Annotated in this window: 13 protein-coding genes; 6 read left to right on the forward strand and 7 right to left on the reverse strand. The window is 71.0% G+C overall.

Features of this window, described 5'->3' with window-relative positions; genetic code table 11:
* Positions 1-39 precede the first annotated feature (39 nt).
* The 3 genes from Cba03nite_RS24235 to Cba03nite_RS24245 form a co-directional block, all read right to left on the reverse strand.
* On the reverse strand, positions 40-777 hold the full coding sequence (locus tag Cba03nite_RS24235; RefSeq protein ID WP_203750502.1) for a peptidylprolyl isomerase: 738 nt from the start codon (positions 775-777) through the stop codon (positions 40-42).
* A 72-nt stretch (positions 778-849) separates the two neighbouring features.
* The gene (locus tag Cba03nite_RS24240; protein WP_239125985.1) at positions 850-1,872 is read right to left on the reverse strand and encodes a beta-ketoacyl-ACP synthase III; all 1,023 of its coding nucleotides are present in this window, start codon (positions 1,870-1,872) and stop codon (positions 850-852) included.
* A gap of 194 nt (positions 1,873-2,066) precedes the next feature.
* Positions 2,067-5,948, reverse strand: coding sequence for a ThuA domain-containing protein (locus Cba03nite_RS24245; RefSeq protein ID WP_203750506.1), 3,882 nt, complete (start codon positions 5,946-5,948; stop codon positions 2,067-2,069).
* 368 nt (positions 5,949-6,316) lie between these two features.
* Here Cba03nite_RS24245 and Cba03nite_RS24250 point away from each other — a divergent pair, with 368 nt between their 5' ends.
* A complete protein-coding gene (locus tag Cba03nite_RS24250) occupies positions 6,317-7,660 on the forward strand; it encodes a thrombospondin type 3 repeat-containing protein (protein ID WP_203750508.1) in 1,344 nt (447 codons plus the stop codon).
* A gap of 45 nt (positions 7,661-7,705) precedes the next feature.
* On the opposite strand, the gene Cba03nite_RS24255 is transcribed toward Cba03nite_RS24250, so the two are convergent.
* A complete protein-coding gene (locus tag Cba03nite_RS24255) occupies positions 7,706-7,906 on the reverse strand; it encodes a hypothetical protein (RefSeq protein WP_203750510.1) in 201 nt (66 codons plus the stop codon).
* Between the two features lie 131 nt (positions 7,907-8,037).
* Complete coding sequence (locus tag Cba03nite_RS24260) at positions 8,038-8,607, reverse strand: DUF1349 domain-containing protein (RefSeq protein WP_203750511.1); 570 nt, start codon at positions 8,605-8,607, stop codon at positions 8,038-8,040.
* 133 nt (positions 8,608-8,740) lie between these two features.
* Here Cba03nite_RS24260 and Cba03nite_RS24265 point away from each other — a divergent pair, with 133 nt between their 5' ends.
* From Cba03nite_RS24265 to Cba03nite_RS24275, 3 genes are all read left to right on the forward strand, one after another.
* Positions 8,741-9,916 (forward strand): VOC family protein, encoded by a 1,176-nt coding sequence (locus tag Cba03nite_RS24265; RefSeq protein ID WP_203750513.1) that lies wholly within the window; start codon positions 8,741-8,743, stop codon positions 9,914-9,916.
* A gap of 56 nt (positions 9,917-9,972) precedes the next feature.
* Positions 9,973-10,563: a DUF5709 domain-containing protein gene (locus Cba03nite_RS24270; RefSeq protein ID WP_203750515.1), complete on the forward strand. Its 591-nt coding sequence runs from the start codon at positions 9,973-9,975 to the stop codon at positions 10,561-10,563.
* 138 nt (positions 10,564-10,701) lie between these two features.
* Positions 10,702-12,192, forward strand: a complete 1,491-nt coding sequence (locus Cba03nite_RS24275; protein ID WP_203750518.1) for an FAD-dependent oxidoreductase — start codon at positions 10,702-10,704, stop codon at positions 12,190-12,192.
* Between the two features lie 53 nt (positions 12,193-12,245).
* Here Cba03nite_RS24275 and Cba03nite_RS24280 read toward each other — a convergent pair whose 3' ends face one another.
* Positions 12,246-14,360, reverse strand: coding sequence for a cellulase family glycosylhydrolase (locus tag Cba03nite_RS24280; RefSeq protein ID WP_203750522.1), 2,115 nt, complete (start codon positions 14,358-14,360; stop codon positions 12,246-12,248).
* A 544-nt stretch (positions 14,361-14,904) separates the two neighbouring features.
* Here Cba03nite_RS24280 and Cba03nite_RS24285 point away from each other — a divergent pair.
* Positions 14,905-16,494 carry a glycoside hydrolase family 43 protein gene (locus Cba03nite_RS24285; protein WP_203750525.1) on the forward strand — a complete coding sequence of 530 codons (1,590 nt, stop codon included), beginning with the start codon at positions 14,905-14,907 and terminating at the stop codon, positions 16,492-16,494.
* Positions 16,495-16,561: 67 nt separating this feature from the next.
* Complete coding sequence (locus Cba03nite_RS24290; protein ID WP_239125986.1) at positions 16,562-17,617, forward strand: LacI family DNA-binding transcriptional regulator; 1,056 nt, start codon at positions 16,562-16,564, stop codon at positions 17,615-17,617.
* Between the two features lie 77 nt (positions 17,618-17,694).
* On the opposite strand, the gene Cba03nite_RS24295 is transcribed toward Cba03nite_RS24290, so the two are convergent.
* Complete coding sequence (locus Cba03nite_RS24295) at positions 17,695-19,995, reverse strand: WD40/YVTN/BNR-like repeat-containing protein (protein WP_203750528.1); 2,301 nt, start codon at positions 19,993-19,995, stop codon at positions 17,695-17,697.
* Positions 19,996-20,036 lie beyond the last annotated feature (41 nt).

Genomic DNA, 20,036 nt, shown 5'->3' on the forward strand with positions numbered 1-20,036 from the left:
CGAGGCGGCCTCCGTCGTCGGCGGAGGCGCGGGGCCGGTTCAGCAGAAGGGCAGCGGGAACAGGTGTACGCAGGCTCGCTGGATGTCGGCGGTCAGCGCGGGGGCGCCGTCCACGGGCGCGGGGTCTTCGGGCGTCGGCTGGATCCCACCGGCGGCGATCGCGTCCAGGGCGGCCATCCCGGCTTCGTCGATGGTGCCGAAGACGGTGTAGTTGGGCCGCAGGATCGAGTCGGCGTAGACCAGGAAGAACTGGCTGCCGTTGGTGTTCGGTCCGGCGTTGGCCATGGCCAGGGTGCCGCGTGGGTAGTAGACGCGGTCGGGCCGGTCGGGCACGGGCGGCAGGTCGGTGGGCAGCTCGTCCTTGTACTGGTAGCCGGGGCCGCCGCTGCCGGTGCCGGACGGGTCGCCGCACTGCAGCACCTTCAGCGTCGGGTACGCCGTCAGCCGGTGGCAGCTGGTGTTGTTGTAGAACCGGTGCAGGATCAGGTGCTCGAAGCTCTGCACGGTGCAGGGCGCCTTGGCGGCGTCCAGCGTCATCGTGATCTTGCCGTGGCTGGTGTTGAGCACGACGTGGGTGTTCCAGGTCTGCTGGTGACGCGGGTCGAAGGGCAGCCCCACCGGCCGGGCCGGCGGGTCGTCCGGGGTTTCGGCGTACTGGCAGGGGCCCTTGGTGGTCCGGGGCGCCGGGTCGGCCGCCGCAGGGGTGGCGGCGGCCGTGGCGGACAGCAGGCCGGTGACGAGTCCGGCGACGGTGAACCGGATCAATTTGTTTCGCATATGGAAATGTATACATCAATCCGCTGCCGTGGATCCGTTTCCGGGCGGCTGCCGGACGTCGGCGGCACCGCATCAGCCCCAGGGCAGCCGGACGACCTGCGCGGCGTAGGAGAGCCCCGCGCCGAAGCCCACCAGCAACGCCGTCCCGCCTCGGGGGACTTCACCGTCACGCCGCATCCGCTCCATCGCCAGCGGCACCGACGCGGCGGAGGTGTTGCCCATCGCGGCGATGTCGCGGGCCACCGGCACACCCTCAGGGAGCTTGAGCGCTTTGACCATCGCGTCGATGATCCGCATGTTGGCCTGGTGCGGGATGAAGGCGTCGAGCTCGTCCACGGTGATGCCCGCGGCCTGCAGCGCCCTGTTCGCCACGGGCACCATCTCGTAGGAGGCCCAGCGGAACACCTGCTGCCCGGACATCTGGATGAAGGGCCGCGGACCGGTGGGGTCCTCCATGAACGCCTTCCAGTCGCGGGTCTGGCCGATCACGCCGTACTGGCTGCCGTCCGCGCCCCACACGACCGGCCCGATGCCAGGCCGCCCAGCCGGGCCGATCACCACTGCGCCCGCTCCGTCCCCGAAGATGAAGGCCGTCGTCCGGTCCTGCGGGTCGATGAAGTCGGAGATCCGCTCCGCACCGATGACCAGGACATGACCGGCGCTGCCGCCCTGCACCAGGTCCCGGCCGAGCGCCACCCCGTGGCAGAATCCGGCGCACCCGGCCGAGATGTCGAACGCCGCGGCGTTGACGGCTCCGAGCTGGTGCGCGATCAGCGCGGCGGCCGACGGAGTCTGCTCGAGGTGGGTCACCGTGGCCAGCACCACGCAGCCCACGTCGGATGCGGCGATCCCGGCGTCGGCCAGCGCCGCGGCAGCCGCCTGGACGGACATGGCCACCAGGGTCTCGTCGGGCTCGGCCCAGCGGCGTTCCGCGATCCCGGTCCGCGTTCTGATCCATTCGTCGGTCGAGTCGACCGAGGTGCAGAGTTCCTCGTTCGTGACGACGCGGCGCGGCCGGTACGCCCCGAGGCCGATGATCTGGGCGTGCGGCGCCCGGCCGGGAGCGGCGATCTCGCGGCCTGCCGGAGCCGGCACCGGCTCACTGTGGATGATCTCCGCTGGCGTCTGGGGTGGCATGGCTGACGACTCCTGGTTCACGATGAGGGTCGCCTACGATACGCGGCCGCCGACGTGATCCGGACCCACCCCGCCCCGCCGACAGCACGACGGGGCGGGGCGCGGAGGACCTGAACGGTCCTCCGCGCCCGGTGCCGTGCCTGCCTACGCGGTCAGCTGTAGACCTCGAACTCGAACAGCGAGTAGCCGTAGGCGGTGCCGCGGGCCGTGCCGTTGATGCGCACGTACCGGCCGGTGGCGCCGAGTGCCGTGTTGTCGTCGACGCCGCCGTTACCGCCGGTCACCGAGCGGGCCGTCGTCCAGGTCGTGCCGTTGGCCGAGGTCTGGATCTGGTACGCCGATCCGTACGCGGCCTCCCAGGTCAGCTTCACCCGGTTGATCGCATACGACTGACCCAGGTCGACCTGGATCCACTGCGGGTCGGCGAACGCGCTGCCCCAGCGGGTGGTCAGCGAACCGTCCACCGCCGCCGGGGCCGTGAACGCGCCTTCCACGCTGGATGCGGTGGCCGGCTTGTTCAGCGCGAGGTTGGTGGTGGTCGGCGGCGGGCCGCTGTCACCGTAGACCTCGAACTCGAACAGCGAGTACCCCCAGGCGGTGCCGCGGGCCGTGCCGTTGATGCGCACGTACCGTCCGGTGGCCGTCAGCCCCGTGTTGTCGTCGACCCCGCCGTCGCCGCCGGTGACCGACCGCGCCGTCGTCCAGGTCGTGCCGTCGGCCGAGGTCTGGATCTGGTACGCCGATCCGTACGCGGCCTCCCAGGTCAGCTTCACCCGGTTGATCGCATACGACTGGCCGAGATCGACCTGGATCCACTGCGGATCGGCGAACGCGCTGCTCCAACGGGTGGTCAGCGAACCGTCCACCGCCGCCGACGCGGTGTACGCGCCCTCGACGCTCGACGCCGTCGCCGGGCGGTTCAGGGCGAGGTTGGTCCCCGTCGGCGGCTGGGTGCCGCCGGAGGTGAAGGTGAAATCGTCGATGTCGAACAGCGAGCCGGTGGCGGCCCCGGTGAACACCAGGTACAGCAGTTGGGTACCCGTCGGTACGGTCACCGTGCCGGTCACGTCGACCCAGGTCTCCCAGCCGCCCGTCGGGGCGACCGGCACCGTGGACACGACCGTGCCGGTGGGCGAGCCGACCCGTACGGTCAGCGTGCCCCCCACCCCGGCCGAGGCGACACGCGCCTTGAACCCGGTGACGCCGGTCAGGTTGTACGGCGTGAACGAGATCCAGTCGCCGTTCTCGATGTAGCCGACGGCGTTGCCGCCGTGTGCGCTGGCCTTGGCGGCGATCTGGACGCCGTTCATCGTGCTGTAGTGCTCCGCCTGCCGGGTCCGCGGCTGCAGCACGTGCTGGGCCTGGACCGCCGTCCCGGTGGGCGGGGTGTACACCGCGGCGAGCACCCCGAAGATGTTCGCGGCCGCGTCGTGCTCGCCGTCGACCGTGGTCTGGATCGAGCCGGTGCAGCCGTTCTTACTGGTGATGGGGTGTCCGTGGCTGTCGTGGCCGAGGACGTAGTTGACCACGACCCGGTTGCAGTCGACGGTGCCGACGTTCGGGTCGGTGACCCGGATCTCGTAGGGCACCAGGTCGCCGAACTGGAACACGGTGCCGTTGCCCGGGATGACGATCTGGATCCCCGGCCGGCCGACGCCGACGACGACGCTGGCCGTCGAGATCCGGCCGCCGGTGTCGCGGACCGTCAGCGTCGCGGTGTACTCGCCGTTGGCCGCGTAGGTGAACGTCGGGTTGGCCGCGGTCGAGTCGGTGCTGCCGTTGCTGGTGAAGTCCCAGGCGTAGGTGATCGCGTCGCCGTCCGGGTCGTTGCTGCCGGCCGAGCTGAACTGCACGGTCAGCGGGGCCGCCCCGGTGGACGGGTTCGCCGTGGCCTGGGCGATCGGCGCCCGGTTGCCGCCGTTGTTGTACTCGATGCGGTAGACGGCCGAGTTGGCGTCGCCGCCGAACCAGGTCGTGCCGTAGTCGAGCACGTACAGGGCGCCGTCCGGCCCGAACTCCATGTCCATGATCGCGGTCCCGGACCACGGGATCGGGTCGATCGCACCGGCGGTGCCGTTGGCGTTGATCGTGGCCGCCTTGATCCAGCGGCTGGTGAACTCGCCGAGGAACGCCTTGCCGTTGTAGGAGGCAGGGAACTTCACGTCCGAGACCAGCGCCGGGTTGAAGTTGTAGACCGGGCCGCCCATCGGGCCGCCGCCACCCAGCTCGGGCCGCCAGGGGCCCGCGCCGCCGTACGGCAGCCAGGCCGTCTGCGACGGCGGGAGCGTGGTGATGCCCGTGTTGTTGCGCGAGTTGTTCGTCGGGCCGCCCGCGCAGTTGAACAGGCCGAGCGACGGGCCGCTGGGGAACGTGTACTCGTGGTAGGGGGTGTTGTAGTTCGAGCAGTACGGCCAGCCGAAGAAGCCTGGCGCGGTGATCCGCTCGAACGCCACCGTGCCCGCCGGTCCGCGGTTCGGGTCGGCGCCGCCGTCGGGGCCGTAGTCACCGAGGTAGACGACCCCGGTGGCCTTGTCCACGCTCATCCGGAACGGGTTGCGGAAGCCCATGGCGTACACCTCGGGCCTGGTGTTGGGCGTGCCCGGCGCGAACATGTTGCCGGCCGGGATGGTGTAGCCGCCGGTCGCGCCCGGCTTGATCCGCAGCACCTTGCCGCGCAGGTCGTTGCTGTTGCTCGCGGTGCGCTGCGCGTCGAACGCCGGGTTGCGGTCGGCCCGCTCGTCGATCGGCGCGGAGCCGCCCGAGTCGAACGGGTTGGTGTCGTCGCCGGTGGACAGGTACAGGTTGCCGGCCGCGTCGAAGTCGATGTCACCGCCGACGTGGCAGCACTGCCCCCGGCTGGTCGGCACGTCGAGGATGGTGACCAGCGACGCCGGGTCGATCGTGTAGTCGTCGCGCACGGTGAACCGGCCCAGCTTGTTCGAGCCGTTGAACGGCGCGAACTGCGCCGCCGTGCCGGTCGCCGGCGCGTCGCCGCCCGGGGTGCTCAGCGGCGGCGCGTAGTACATGTACACCCACCGGTTGGTGGCGAAGTTCGGGTCGGCCTTGATGCTCTGCAGACCCTCCTCGTCGTGGGTGTACACCTGGAGGCTCATCGCGACCTTGGTGTTGCCGTTGACGTCGGTGTACCGGACGACACCGTCGCGGGAGGTGTGCAGCACGCCCCGGTTCGGCAGCACGGTCAGGCCCATCGGCTCGCCCGTCTCGGCCACGCCCTTGGCCAGCGTCACCTGGCTGAACGTGCCGACCGGCGGGGTGCCGCCGGGCGTGCAGTTGCCGGTGCCCTGGGCCGCGTACCGGATGCCGCCGAGCAGGTGGGTGCGGAAGTGGGTCTCGCTGAAGCTCGCCTGGGTGTGCCCGAGGCCGGTGTACCACGAGCGCCCGCCGTCATAGGCGCGGCACCACGTGATCGGGTGGTCGGCGCCCATGCTGCCACCGGTGTACGTGGACTCGTCCAGGTTGGCCAGCACGCGCACCTGCGCGCGCGGGTTGGTGCGGTAGTTGTACAGCTCGTCGGTCCGGGCCCAGTTCACCGGGATGCCGGCGTTGGACGGGTGGGCCGTGTCCTCGATGCGCACCGTGACCGGCTGGATCGCCGGGTGGCTGGCGAAGTACGCGCCCACCAGGCTGCCGTACCAGGCCCAGTCGTACTCGGTGTCGGAGGCGGCGTGCACGCCGACGTACCCGCCGCCGGCGCGCACGTAGCGCTCGAACGCGGCCTGCTGGGTGGCGTCGAGCACGTCGCCGGTGGTGGACAGCCAGATCACGGCTTTGAACCTGGCCAGGTTGGCGTCGTTGAACTGGGTGGCGTCCTCGGTGGCCTCGACCGCGAAGTTGTTCGCGGTGCCGAGCTGCTGGATCGCGGTGATGCCCACCGGGATCGAGTCGTGGCGGAACCCCGCGGTCTTGCTGAAGATCAGCACCGTGAAGTCGGGGGCGGCCTGCGCGGGGGCGACGTTGAAGCCGACCGCGGCCAGCACGAGGGTGACACAGAGCAGCACTCTGCGTAGGAGCATGATCGGTTGCACCTCTCCCGTAGAGAGAACTATGAAGACGTGCGCCGATCACGTCTGGTCCGTGCGCTGTCAGCCACACCGGGGCACGGTGGGCCTCAGACTGGGATGCGACCGCATGTCCTGAGCGGACTCAGGCGGCCGCGACCGAAAAGCCTGCGTGCCATCACCTCCCAGCTGTCCTAATACGATCGGAGAGCGCTCTCCCGTCGGGTGCAGACAGTTAAGCAGACTCCCCCGCCGTTGTGAAGGTTCATCCCGTGCCGACCCTCCCGGCGTCCTCGCCGATCTCGGGCGATCCGGCTGGACGGGTTCTGGCGCGTTGCGGACAGAGAGCGGCGGCCCGCCGGGGCCGGTGGGATCGTTCGCGCATGATGCGAAACCTGTTCCGAGCAGGTCTGACGACTGCCCTGGTGGCAGCCCTGGCAGTACATGTGATCACCCCGGCGGCCGCCGTCGAGGAGCCGGCCGAGAAGTACAGCACGCTGCGGCTGTGCGACCCGACCGCCTGCTACGTCGCCTGGTCGGTGGTCGACTCCGACCACGACGGGGTCTGCGACGCCGACGAGCTGCTGGCCGGCACCGACCCGTACGACCCGGCCAGCCGGCCGGGCCTGAAGCTGATCGCCGAGCTGCTCATCGACCGCAAGCTGCCGTCATTCGAGTACGGGCTCGCCGCCATGGTGGCGATCCCCGCCGAGATCATCAAGGCGCGCGAGGAGCTGGGCGTCGACCCGCTCGGGGCGTTCCCGCTCCACGAGCGCGGCGACGTGCTCAGCCGGCTCGGCATCTCCAAGGACCAGCTGAGCAAGTTCGGCATCTCGCCCGAGCAAAGCGGCTTCTCCCTCGGCGTGGAGGGCTTCGGACCGGACGAGCAGCCGGGCATCCGGCTGACCAACATCAAGACCAGCCTGATCAGCGCCGGCGCGAAGGACCCGAGGGACCACGTCTTCGGGGGCGGGGTCGTCGACAGGTACAAGGACTGGTTCGGCAGGGACGTGCGCGTCTACGGCGACGGCTCCAAGGAGACCGTCACCCACGACAAGGACGGCACCAGCACCGAGATCACCGACAAGAACGGCAACAACGCGGGTACCCGGACCAGCCACGGCGAGAGCCACATGGAGGGCTCCACCGAGGTCGTGCACAAGGACGAGACCGTCCTGGACAGCGACGGCAACCTGCTCCAGTCCAAGAGCACCGAGTACCGCAAGAACAAGGACGGGTCGTCGACCGAGGTCACCGTCGTGACGGAGTACATCCGCGACGAGGACGGCAACCTCATGGGCTCGACCTCGACCCGCACGACCGAGCGCACCTCCTCCAGCGGCGCGACCTCCACGACGACCACCACGACGGTCTGCGACTCCACCGGCAAGCAGTGCACCAGCTACACCGACGGAAAGAAGTACGTCGACCCTGAGCAGGCGTACAACGTGATGGTGACGCAGGAGGACGTCGACGGTGTGCTGCGCCTGCGCGGTGCGGCGGTCAAGGTGGTCGAGGGATGGAACGCCCCCGACATGGACGGGGACCCGGAGAATCCGAACAATCCCTCGACGATCATGCTGATCGACGGCACCGTGGGCGAGCTGTTCGTGCTGACCGAGCCCAGGCGGGCCGCCAAGGCCGAGCCGGAGTACCACCCGGGGCTGCCCAGCCCCAGGGACGCGGGTACGCCGCCCAGCGACGGCGGTTGCGAAGGCCTCTGCTGATGTCCTGACGGGCGGTGCGGCACCGAGCCGCGCCGCCCGTCCGGCTCAGTCGTTGAGAAGGTTGGTCAGACGCCCGGCGAACAGCTCGGCTTCGATGTCGCTGACCTCGGCGCCCAGCTCGCGGACAAGCGTCTGCTGAGTGCACAGGACCCTGCCGTTCCCGGCCAGCTCCGCTGCGGGGATCACGACGATCTCGTCATCGACCAGGGCGAGTACCGGATCGACGGCCCGGGACCGGGCGAGCACCCTTACCTCGTTTGCCGTAACCGTGACCATTGACTCAGAATACCCAATTCAGCTTGACCCGGCCCTAAAACGGCAGCGACACGGGGAGCAGCCGCCGGGCCCGGCCGGTGTCAGCTTTCCGAACGGCAGCCCTATTCCAGGTTCTCCCTCGGGATGGGCGGCCCGATCCGGAACTCCCGGAACGTGGCCTCCAGCCCGGCACGCTCCGGCGAGCAGCACATGACGCCGACGTCGACGGTCTCGGGCAGGTCGAGGTGACCCAGGCGCAGCAGCCGCCACGGACCGGCCGCGCTGCGGCAGTGGACGGTCACGGCCTCGCCGAAGCGGGTCACCCGCATCGACATCTCGCCCTGATGGCCGGGGACCGGCGCCATCGACACATCGGAGAACTCGCGGGTGTAGACGGTGCTGACATGCACGGCGCCCGAGGTGACCTCAAGCCCGGTCTTCAGCCAGTTGCGCTCGTCGGCCCGGACCATCAGGCCGGCCTGGTCGAACAGCGTGGTGTGGGTGGCCGAGACGGTGACCTCGGCGGTGAAGTCACCGGTCACGGGCCGGTGGTAGAAGTGCCCGTTGTCGGTGACCCACCCGTAGAACGTCCTGCGCCAGAAGTCCGTCCTCAGCTCGGTGACGGCATGGATCACGTCGCCTTCGTGTGACCACTCACCAGGTTCGTTCAGCCACGTCATCTTCGGCGCCACGGCGCAGATCGTATCCGCCGCAACGGATCCGCTACAGTCCGGCGCCGTTGACGGTGAGGTCGACGTATCACCGGTCTGGACACGATCATCGTTCGGAGGGAGTTCGTCCGCCGCGGGCTCTACAGTGCCGGGCATGACAGGAGTCGGATCGGATTGGCGGACGGTCGACGGCGTTGCGACGGCATGGTTCGACGCGCCTTCGCTGACCGAGGGTGCTGCGCTGGCCGGGCGCATCGTGGAGGTGTCGGCCGAGATCGTGGTCGACCTGCGTGCGACAGGTTTGCGGGTGCGCCTCGACTCGGCCGGGCACGCCGAGGCGGTGTCGGCGGCCGCGCGTGAGCTCGGGCTGGCCGCGAACCCCGCCGTGCCGCAGCACCTGAGTGTCGTGTTCGAATCCGCGAACCCGCCCGCGGTGAGCCGGTTCTGGCAGCGCGTGCTCGGCTACGTGCCCGGCGAGGACGGGGGTCTGGCCGATCCGTTGCGGCGCGACCCCGCCATACGGATCCGGCAGTCGGCCGAGCCACGGCCGTTGCGAAACCGCGTCCACCTCGACGTGGTACGCCCGGCCGCGGCCGTCGAGCAGGCGGGTCTCGGTGAGGCATCGGGACCGTACGGGGTCCGTCACGCCGACCCCGACGGCAACGAGGTCGACCTGGTGCCGGGTGGGGCGCTCGGCGAAAGCGCCGGGACGGCCGACTGGCAGGCGGTGTTCAGCGCGATGGCGTGCTACCGCGTCAGCTCGCCGGCTCGGCAGCGCGATCTGGCGGCCGCGGCAGCGGCGCTGGCCGACGGCGTGGGCTTCCCGCTGCTGGTCGACCTGCGCCCCGGGCTCGTGATCATCGACAGCGGCAAGGACCAGTGGGACGGCGACGCCCACGGCCTCGGCCTCGACTTCGCCGGCCTCGCCGCGAACCTCCAGACCGCCGCCCGCGAACTCGGAGCGATCGCGGAGCCGGGGCTGCCGCGCTTCGCTCAGCTGTTCCTCGACGCCGCCGACGTCGCCGCGGTCCGCGCGTTCTGGGCCGCCGCGCTCGGCTACACCCCCGACCGGCGAGCCGGGGTCAGCGACATCCACGATCCGCGGCGGCTGAACCCGGTGCTGGTGTTCCAGGAGATCGACGCCTCCGAGACGGAGCGGCGACGGCAGCGCAACCGCATCCACTTCGAGCTCGCCGTGCCGCCGGATCTCGCCCGGACGCGCCTGGCCACGATCGTCGCAGCCGGTGGCCGGCTCCTTGACGAGTCGGACGATCGCCGGCGCGTGGCCGACCCCGAAGGCAACGAACTGGTGATCACCGGCGCGACATGAACCCGGCCCCGGATCATGATCGGTTTGAGCAGGCGGGTAGCGGGTACTCCGGGCACATGGCACGTCAGGACAGCTACCCGCATCCGGTTTCGGACACGGAGGCCGATGGCATACCGGAGTATGCCGACCCGGACTCCAACGCCTACGACGAGGTCGACTCCGTCCGCGAGGCCGACGGCCCCGACGCGGCGCCGCTGCCCGCCGACCGCGAAGGCGGCCCACTGGCCGTCGACGAGCTCGGTGCCACGGGCGGCGAGCGGCCGGAGGGTGAAGCCCTGGAAGCCCGCCTGGCGCGTGAGGAACCGGATGTCCTCGAAGAGATCGACGACGGCGCCCTACGGCGGCCGGCCGACAGCTCCGACACCGTGGACGACGAGCAGCCCGCGATCGACCGGCAGCTTCGCGACGAGGCGCCCGTCGATCCGCACCTGGACTCCCAGGTATCGATGTACGAGCGGATGGGCGACGACCCGCTGACCGGCGGCCTGGTCGGCCGGCTCGTGGCACCGGACGAGGGGCTGGAGTCCGACACCGAAGGCGAAGCCGTCGCCTACGACGCGGGCGCCGCGGGCGGTGGAGCCAGCGCCGAGGAGCTCGCGATGCACGAGGTGCCGCTCGATGAGGACGGATCGGTCACGGACCGCTGACCTGACGGTGCGCCGCGCTCGCCGGCCCCGGGGACGGCGAGCCGCTTGCTGCCCCCGCGCGCGCCGCGCACCGCGTCCGAACGGGGATCCGGCACGGCATCGGGGATTGCCCCGGGCCGCGCTGGGTACGAGCGAACGATGGCAGACGACATCTCCTACTGGCTGAGCAGCACCCCGCCGACCTCGTACCCCACCCTGCCCGCGGCGGATCTGCGCGACGTGGACGTGGCCGTCGTCGGCGGGGGCATCGCCGGGCTGTGCACCGCCTGGTCCCTGGCTCGTGCCGGGCGGCGGGTGGTGGTCCTCGAAGCCGAGCGCATCGCCCAGGCCTCCACCGGCAACACCACCGCCAAGGTCACCGCGCTGCACAGCGCCGTCTACCACAAGCTCGGCGCGGACAGGGCCGGGCTCTACGCCCGGTCGCAGCAGGCGGCTCTCGCCCGCCTGCACGAGGTGGCGGCCGCGATCGACGCGAGCTGCGACTGGGAGGCGCGCACGGCATACACCTACGGGGTGGGCGCCGAAGCGGTGGCCTCGCTGCGCGAGGAGGCTGCCGCCGCGGCCGAGGCGGGTCTGCCCGCCGAGTTCGTCACCGACACCGGCCTGCCCTACGCCGTCGCCGCGGCCGTGCGCGTCACCGGCCAGGCACAGTTCCACCCACGGCGCTTCCTGCTGGCTCTCGCCGAAGACCTGGTCCGGCTCGGCGGGCGCATCGTGGAGCAGGCCCGCGTCACCAAGATCGGCGACGGCACGCTGACCTTCGCAGACGGGGAGCAGCTCACCGCGTACGACATCGTCGTCACCACCGGCTTTCCCGCCTTCGACCGGCCGGAACTGTTCACCCGGCTGCTCCCCAAACGGGAACTCGTCGTCGCGGCCCCGATCCCCGCGGACGCCGACCCGGGCGGCATGTTCCTCGGCATCGACGACGACCGCTCGGTGCGGACCGCGCCCCTGGACCGCGGACGCCGCCTGCTCATCGTCACCGGCGAGACCTACCAGCCCGGCGACGGCGACATCGAGCAGCGCTACACCGCCCTGACGGTGTGGGCCGGCGAGCGCTTCCCGATCGAGGGCGTGGCCTACCGCTGGTCCGCGCAGGACTACACCAGCAGCGACAAGGTCCCGTTCGTGGGCCGGTTCCCCGGGCATGACCACGTGTGGGTCGCGACCGGTTTCGGCGGCTGGGGCATGACCAACTCGATGATGTCGGCGGACCTGCTGACCGCCCGCATCACCGACGGCGCCCTGCCCGACTGGGCCGAGCTGTACGACCCGCACCGCCTGAGCCCGGCCAAGGAGGCGCCCGCACTGGCCAAGGCCGCCGGGACCGTCGCCAAGAACCTCGTCGGCGAGCGGCTCGCCAAGCCCGACACCACGCTCGATGAGCTGGCGCCCGGCCGCGGCGCGATCGTGAAGGTCGGCGGGCGCCGCTGCGCCGCCTACCGCGACGAGACCGGAGCGCTGCACACGGTGTCGGCCACCTGCACCCACCTGGGCTGCGTCGTCGGTTTCAACGACGCCGACCGGACGTGGGAGTGCCCCTGCCACGGCTCCCGCTTCGACGTCGACGGTGCCGTGCTGCAGGGCCCCGCGCTGGAGCCCCTGGCCCCGGTCGACGGGCGATGACAGGCCGGCGGCCCCGCGTGTGAGGCCGCCGGCCCACGTCTTGCCTGTCCGTCTCAGCTGCTGGTGCCGGTCACCGCGGTTCCCGCCTTGGTGATCCGGTAGGTGATCTGAGACCCGCTCCAGAAGTGGAACGTCAGGGTGACCGTCCCGTCCCGGACCTCGTTGAAGAACTCGGGCTTGAGCAGCAGGGTGCCGGCGGCGTAGTCGGGCTGGAAGTGGGTCCAGAACTCCTTGTACGACGTCCAGTCGGCCGGTCCGGCGTTGGTGCCGTCGGCGTACTTCGCCTCCATGGTGGCCAGCTGGTCACCGCGGAACTGCGTCGGGATCGCGAAGGAGCTCGTCGTGCCCGAGGCCGCCGCCTGGCTCGGCGGGTCGTAGGTGATGATGCTGATCGGCCACGGCTCGCCCTGGGAGAACCTGGCCTCCAGGGTCGCGTTGACGCCGTAGGCGCGGCTGCCGACCAGCCGCGTCACCGCCGCCGCGGTCAGCGTCAGCACGTTGCCGGACAGCGTGTAGTCACTGCCGCTGACCAGGTTGACAGTGCCCTGGCGCAGGCCGGTGAACGAGGCGCCGTTGAGGTTGAGCGTGATGCTCTTGGCGGTGATCGCCGTGCTGCGTGGCACGTAGATCTGGTCGGTGGACCCGGTGGCCGAGCGGGTGGTCCAGCTGGTCTTCATCATGGCGAACACGCCCGGGTCGCGCCAGCGCAGCTCGCTGCGGTTGAGGAACTGGCCCGCGTCCCACACCATGGTGGTGAGGTTCCTGATCCGGGCGTGGTAGCCCACGGCCTCGAGGAACTTGAGGAACTCCCCCCGCTCGATGATGCCGGGCCGGTTGTGGTCCCAGTTGAGCAGGGCCCATTCGCCGATGATGACGGGGATGCCGTGGGCGACGAAGGTCGCGTGCACCCGGTCGAAGGTGGCGATCAGGTCCTGCTCGACGGAAGCGTCGTAGCGGGTGCCGCCGGCGATGTTGACGCTGAACGGCCACCATCCGTAGAAGTGGACCGTCGCGGCCACGTTGCTGTCGCCCAGTTGCCGGAACGTCGCCGTCAGCGCGTCCAGGCGCCCCTGGTCGGCGTTGGTGAACAGGGTCGGCAGGACGAGCAGCCGGGTCGCGTTGCCGCCGCCCGACCGGCGCACGATCCGCACGAACTCGGCGTTCAGCTCGTGCAGCACCTGATAGTTCTGCTCGTCGCCGGAGGTGCCCGCGAACTGCGGTTCGTTGATGCTCTCGAAGACCAGCCGGGAGGGGTAGCCGCGGAAGGCGCCGGACAGCTGGGTCCACAGTGCGCTGTACCTGGCGAGCACGTTGGCGCGGTCGGTGGGGTAGGCGTTGATCCATTGCCAGGAGTCGTGATGAAGGTTGATCATCACGTACAGGTCCTCGGCCAGCGACCAGTCGACGATCTGCCGGACGCGGTTCAGCCAGGTGCTGTCGATGGTGTACGCCGGGGCCGGGCCGTGGTGGTTGGACCAGGTGACCGGGATCCGGATGCTCCTGTACCCCTGCTGGCGAACGTGGCGCAGCAGCGCCTGGGTGGTTAGCGGGTTGCCCCACGCGGTCTCGTCGGGGATGGCGTCCAAGGTGTTGCCCAGGTTCCATCCGGGCTGCATCGCCGCCACCGTCGCCATCGGGTCGCCCGGCTGGGGTGGTGTGGACGGCGAGGGCGACGCGGAGGCCGAGGCGGACGGCGAAGGGCGGGTCGACGGGCTGTTCGACGGCGACGGTGTGCCGCCGATGGTGCCGGTGCAGGTGACGTTGTTGAGCGAGAAGGCCGTGGGCGGGTTGTTGCTGCCCGACCAGGAGCCGTTGAAGCCGAAGGAGACGGTCGCGTTCGTGCCGATCGCCGCGTTGTAGCTCATGTTGGTCGCGGTCTGCTGCCCGCCGGAGGCGGTGACGGCCGCGTTCCACGCCTGCGTCACCTGCTGGCCGGACGGGAAGGTCCAGCGCACGTTCCAGCCGTTGACGGGATCGCCGAGGTTGGTGACGTCGACGTTGGCGGTGAAGCCGCCCGGCCACTGTGCGGACACGGAGTACGCCACCTGGCATCCGGCGGCGGCCTGGGCGCTCACCGCCGCGGCCATGCCGGCGGTGAGCAGTGCTGCGACGCCGCCGGCGACGACGGCTGCGCGCCATCTCGTCCGGCGCGTGTTCTGCAGGGTCATGATGATCGTCCTTGAGGTCGGCAGGTACGGGTTGGACGGCGTGTCAGGCGGTCGCCGCACAGCCGATGGCGGGTGCAGGCGGCGCTCAGCCAGGAGCCGGGCAACCCGGACGAGCTGCTGGTCCATACAGGTGATCCGCGCGCGAGGGCGGCCCGGCGGCCGGTTAGCCGCCTGCGCATCGCGCCGGCATGTTCGAGTGCCTCGCGGCCAGCTGCCTCTGTGTCCGCGACGCTGCTTGGCTCCCGCAGCGATCAACCTTCGCCATCCTCACAGCGAAAGTTTCGGCCCGGACGCTACGCCTTTCCTAGATACACGTCAATGCTCATGCCCCCGACCAGGAATCGGGCGCGGCGATCGGCGGGTGACCACCTGTGTCCATTGACGATATCGCCGAGCGTCATTACGCTCCGCCAGAAAGTGTCGTGAGGTGCCTGGAAAGTTTCTCTCCTTCGGCAGAGAGAATTCGACCGGGTTCAGCCCGGCAGACGCAGACGATGCCGTCTCGCCGCGATCGCCCCGACCGCACACCGACGGAGACAACCTCATGAACTCGCCACAGCCATCCCCTGCGGACACCTCCGCCGTCGCCTCAGACCGGCCCGGCGGCGTGTTCGGCAACCCGGTGATCCCGGGCATGCACCCCGACCCGAGCGTCTGCCGCGTCGGCGACGACTACTACCTGGCCTGTTCCAGCTTCGAGTACTTCCCCGGCGTGCCGCTCTTCCACAGCCGGGACCTGGTGCACTGGGAGCAGATCGGCAACGCGCTCGACCGGCCCGGCCAGCTGCACCTGCCCCCCGAGACGCCGTCCTCGGCCGGTGTGTACGCCCCCACCCTGCGCCACCACGACGGCCGGTTCTGGCTGATCACCACCAACGTCGCACCGGGCGGCGGCACCATGCTGTTCACCGCCGTCGACCCCGCCGGGCCGTGGTCGGAGCCGATCAGGCTGCCCGGCATCGGCGGCATCGACCCGGACCTGGCCTGGGACGACCAGGGCCGCTGCTGGTGCACGTACGCCGGCATCGAGCAGACACGCATCGACCCGCACACCGGCCGGACCCTCGGCACGCCCCGCCGGCTGTGGTCCGGCGGCCCCGACGCCCAAGCGCCCGAGGCACCCCACCTGTACCGGATAGGCGAGCACTGGTATCTGCTGATCGCCGAGGGCGGCACCGAACGCGGCCACGCGGTGTCGATCGCCCGCGGCCCGGCGCCGGACGGCCCGTTCGAGCCGTGCCCGGCGAATCCGATCCTGACGCATCGCGGCCTCAACCATCCGATCCAGAACACCGGGCACGCCGACCTGGTCCAGGCCCCCGACGGGTCGTGGTGGCTGATGCTGCTCGGGGTACGTCCCCGGGGCGGGACGCCCGGCTGGCACGTCCTGGGCAGGGAGACGTTCCTGACACCGGTGACCTGGACCGACGGATGGCCCGTCGTCGGCCGCGTCGAGGCGGCCCTCCCGGCGCCGCCATGGCCGGCCCGGCCCGTGCCCGCGCCCCCGCGTCGCGACGACTTCGACTCCCCGCGCCTACACCCGCAATGGATCTCCGTGCGGTCGCGCCCGGAGGACCTGTGGTCGCTCACCGAACCTTCGGGCTGGCTTACCCTGCACGCCCGCGGCGCCTCGCTCGACCAGCCTGACGTCATGTTCGTCGGCCGGCGCCAGCAGCACCTGTCCTGCACCGTACGCACGCTGCTCGACGCCACCGCGGGCCGCGGCGGCCTGGCCGCCCGCCTCGACGAGGCGCACCACTACGAGATCGAGGCCGGCGACGGCCGGGTGCAGGTGTCCGCGCGCGCGTCCTCCCTGCGGACGGTGCTCGGCGACCGCGCGGTCGCACCCGGACCGGTGCTGCTGCGGATGGACGTGATCGCCTCGCCGTCCGCGCACTGGCAGCCGTGCAGGGAGCCCGACACCATCCGGCTGGGCGTCGAGCACCCCGACGGAACGTTCGAGGTGCTGGCCGAACTCGACGGCAGGTACCTGTCGACCGAGGTGGCCGGGGGCTTCACGGGCCGGGTGCTCGGCATGTACGCCGCGGCCGGCACCGTACGGTTCGACTGGTTCGACTACGCACCGATCGAGGTCGGCTCGCCCACCTCGGCAGAGGTTATCCTTGCGCCGTGAGCGGGGCCGGGCGCCGTCCGGCCCCGGCCGTGCGGACGCGGCGGGGGACACGACGGAGGGAGCCGGGTTGTCGCACGCCGAGTCAGACCCGCCCGTGCCCGACACCGGACTCGCGCTCCCCCACCCGGCCGGGCCGGTGACGATCTCCTACATCGCCGAGTCCGCCGGGGTGTCGATCCCGACCGTGTCCAAAGTGCTCAACGGCCGCTCCGGCGTCGCCGCGGAGACCCGCGCACGCGTCGAAGCGCTCGTCCACCAGTACGGATACCGCAGACCCGCATCGGCCACCCGCAGCAACGTCATGGAGCTCGTGTTCGACGAGCTGCAGCACCTGTGGGGCATCGAGATCATCCGCGGGGTGGAGAGCGTCGCCCGCGAACACCGCCTGGGCGTCGTGCTGACGGAGTTCGGGCCGCAGCGCAGCACGATCCACTACTGGATCGACGACACCGTCGCCCGGCGCCCGGCGTGCGTCGTGACCGTGGCCCAGCTGTCGGAGGACCAGCGCAACCAGCTGCGGGCCAGAGGCATCCCGTTCGTCGTCGTCGACCCCACCACCGAACTGCCCGACGGCGTGCCCTTCGTCGGCGCCACGAACTGGACCGGCGGCCGGTCAGCCGCCCGCCACCTGATAGACCTCGGACACCGCCGCATCGGCATGATCGCCGGTCCCCGCGAGATCCTCTGCTGCCAGGCCCGGGTCGACGGCTACCGGTCCGCGCTGACCGCCGCCGGCCTTCCAGCCGACCCCGGCCTGGTCGCCGTCGCCGACCTGACCCAGGAGGGCGGCCAAGCCGCCGCGATGACGCTGCTGAACCGCCCCGACCGGCCGACCGCGATCTTCGCCAGCAACGACCTGCAGGCGCTCGGGGTCTACCAGGCGGCGCGGCGGCTCGGCTTGCGGATCCCGGCGGACGTCAGCGTGGTCGGCTTCGACGACCTCCCGATCGCTTCGCTGGTGGATCCCCCGCTGACCACTGTTCACCAGCCCCTCACGGAGATGGCCGCAGCCGCCACGGAACTCGCCCTCGCCCTCGGCCGCGGCGAGCGGCCACCGCAGGCGGGGCTGGAGCTGGCCACCACACTCACCGTACGCGGCAGCACCGCACCACCGGCACCGTGAGCTTCGCCGCCCGGCGGCAGGCCCGGCCCGCGAACCCGGCCTCCGTGCCGTAGCCGGTCAGCGGACTCTGCCGGGCGTCACGCGACGGGCGCCCCGACGTCGAGCCGGTAGACGCCCAGGCCGTAGGTGCCGGCCGTGATCAGGGTACGGCCGCTGGACACCGCGGTCGCGAGGTCCATCACGGACACCGTAGGCAGCCCGGTGCCCGCCGCGGACCAGGTGGCGCCCGCGTCGGTCGAGGTGAAGACGCCCACGTCGGTGCCCACGTAGAGCGCGGCCCGGTTCTGCGGGTCGAGGACCAGGTCGTTGACGGGCGCGTTGGGCAGGTTGCCGGAGATGTTCTGCCAGCTGGTGCCGCCGTTGGTGGTGCGGTACACGTGGGCGGCCATGTCGCCGGTGGTGTATCCGGACAGCGTGGCGTACACGAGGTTGGCGTCGGCCGGGTCGACGGTGAGCCGGGTGACCCAGCGCTGCGGCAGCGCGGTGCCGATCTCGGTCCAGGTGCTGCCGGTGTTGCGGGTGACCCAGATGCGGCCGTCGTCGGTGCCCACGTAGATGGTCGCGGGGCTGGTCTTGGCGACGGCGATCGTCGAGATGGTGTTGTAGGTGGTGCTGCCGCTGCTGCCCCGGCTCAGGTCCCCGCTGATCGCGGTCCAGCTCTGCGCCGAGTTGGTGGAGCGGTTGAGCCGGTTGCCGCCGTAGTACATGATCGCCGGGTTCGACGGGTCGAAAACGACGGGGGTCAGCCAGGCGCGGCGGTCGGAGGTGGTCGAGCCGAAGCTGCTCATCGAGTTGCCGCCGTTGGTGGAGCGGCCGCAGGAGCCGTTCTGCGAGCAGGCGTACACCTTCTGGTGGTTGGTGGGGTCGATGAGGTTCTGCAGGCCGTCGCCGCCGTAGTAGGAGCCCCATGCCGACCAGGACCGGACCGAGCCGTTGTCCTGCAGGCCGCCGCTGATGCGGGTGACGTCCTGCTGGGAGACGGCGACGGTGTAGAACTGCATGTTGCCCAGCCGGGTGGTCTTGGTCCAGGCGCCGCTGAGCGAGCCGTTGGCGGTGGAGCGGTAGATGCCGCCGTCGTTGCCGATGAAGACGCGCCCGGCGACGCGCGGGTCGAACGCGACGGCGTGCTGGTCGACGTGGAAGGAGCTGGAGTTGCTGGTCCAGCTGCCGCCCGCGTTGGTCGATTCCAGCATGGGGACGCCGGGCACCCAGATGTGCTGGGGTGCGGCCGGGTCGACGAAGATGCGCGAGAACCACCAGCCGAACGTGGACTGCGACGAGTTCAGCGCCGTCGTGTTGGTGATCTTCGTCCAGTTGTCGCCGCGGTCGGTGGAGGTCCAGAAGCCGAGGAAGTTGCCGGTGGCGTTGGCCGCGATCGTGTAGAGGCGGTTGGGGTCGCTCTTGGCCACGGCGACGCCCATGCGGCCCACGTTGGTGCCGGAGGGCGGCAGTGTGCTGGCCAGGCGGGTGAAGCTGGTGCCGCCGTTGGTGGACCGGTACAGGCCCGAGCCGACCCCGCCGTAGCGGCGGCTGGCGGGCATGCGCTGGTGGTCCCACATCGTCACGTAGATGCGGTTGGGGTCGGCCGGGTCGAGGGCGACGTCCGAGGCGCCGGTCGTGGCGTTGGCCCCGGCGAGGATCTGGGTCCAGCTGGCGCCGCCGTCGGTGGTGCGGTAGAGGCCCCGGTCGCCGCCCGCGACATACAGGTTGCCCGTGGCGGCGACCAGGATGCGGTTCTCGTTGGTGGGGTCGATGACGATCCGGCCGATCCGGTGCGTGCCGGTCAGGCCGATCGACTGCCAGGTCAGGCCGCGGTCGGTCGAGCGGTAGACGCCGGTGCCGGGGAAGGAGGCGCTGCCACCGCCGGGGTTGGCCTCGCCGGTCCCGGCGTACAGGACGCCGGTGCTGGTGATGGCGATCGCGCCGATGGCCTGGGTGATGGCGGTGTTCCACGCGTAGTTGAACGTGGTGCCGGAGTCGGTGCTCTTCCAGACGCCGCCGGAGGCGGTGGCGGCGTAGACGGTGTTGGCGACGGCCGGGTCGACGACCAGGTCGGTGACCCGGCCGCCGAGGTTCGTCGGCCCCATCGACTGCCAGGCGGGCAGCGCGGCGAAGCTGGACGCGCCGGCGCGGATCCGCTCGGCCTGGGCGCGGGACCGGCCTGCCAGTTTCACGAGGTCGCCGGTGGGGTCGGCGCCCAGGCGCTGGGTCATGAACCACTCGTCGGCACCGGACGGGCCTGCGGCCCCCTCCAGCGCTTCGAGGGCGGCGACGTCGGGTCCGATCACGACGTCGGCGGGCAGGCCGTGCGCGTCGGCCGAGGCCACCAGCGACAGGCCGAGCAGGACAGTGACACCGAAACTGATCGATGATTTCATATTCCCCACCTCGGCTAGACATGCAATGCTACGCATCGATG

It is taken from the genome of Catellatospora bangladeshensis (assembly GCF_016862575.1).
Taxonomy (GTDB): domain Bacteria; phylum Actinomycetota; class Actinomycetes; order Mycobacteriales; family Micromonosporaceae; genus Catellatospora; species Catellatospora bangladeshensis.

Excerpts from the sequence above, each read along its gene's own strand:
- Cba03nite_RS24235 (WP_203750502.1), bottom strand. The coding sequence starts at position 777 with ATGCGAAACAAATTGATCCGGTTCACCGTCGCCGGACTCGTCACCGGC.
- Cba03nite_RS24245 (WP_203750506.1), bottom strand. The coding sequence starts at position 5,948 with ATGCTCCTACGCAGAGTGCTGCTCTGTGTCACCCTCGTGCTGGCCGCG.
- Cba03nite_RS24250 (WP_203750508.1), top strand. The coding sequence starts at position 6,317 with ATGATGCGAAACCTGTTCCGAGCAGGTCTGACGACTGCCCTGGTGGCA.
- Cba03nite_RS24265 (WP_203750513.1), top strand. The coding sequence starts at position 8,741 with ATGACAGGAGTCGGATCGGATTGGCGGACGGTCGACGGCGTTGCGACG.
- Cba03nite_RS24270 (WP_203750515.1), top strand. The coding sequence starts at position 9,973 with ATGGCACGTCAGGACAGCTACCCGCATCCGGTTTCGGACACGGAGGCC.
- Cba03nite_RS24275 (WP_203750518.1), top strand. The coding sequence starts at position 10,702 with ATGGCAGACGACATCTCCTACTGGCTGAGCAGCACCCCGCCGACCTCG.
- Cba03nite_RS24280 (WP_203750522.1), bottom strand. The coding sequence starts at position 14,360 with ATGACCCTGCAGAACACGCGCCGGACGAGATGGCGCGCAGCCGTCGTC.
- Cba03nite_RS24285 (WP_203750525.1), top strand. The coding sequence starts at position 14,905 with ATGAACTCGCCACAGCCATCCCCTGCGGACACCTCCGCCGTCGCCTCA.
- Cba03nite_RS24295 (WP_203750528.1), bottom strand. The coding sequence starts at position 19,995 with ATGAAATCATCGATCAGTTTCGGTGTCACTGTCCTGCTCGGCCTGTCG.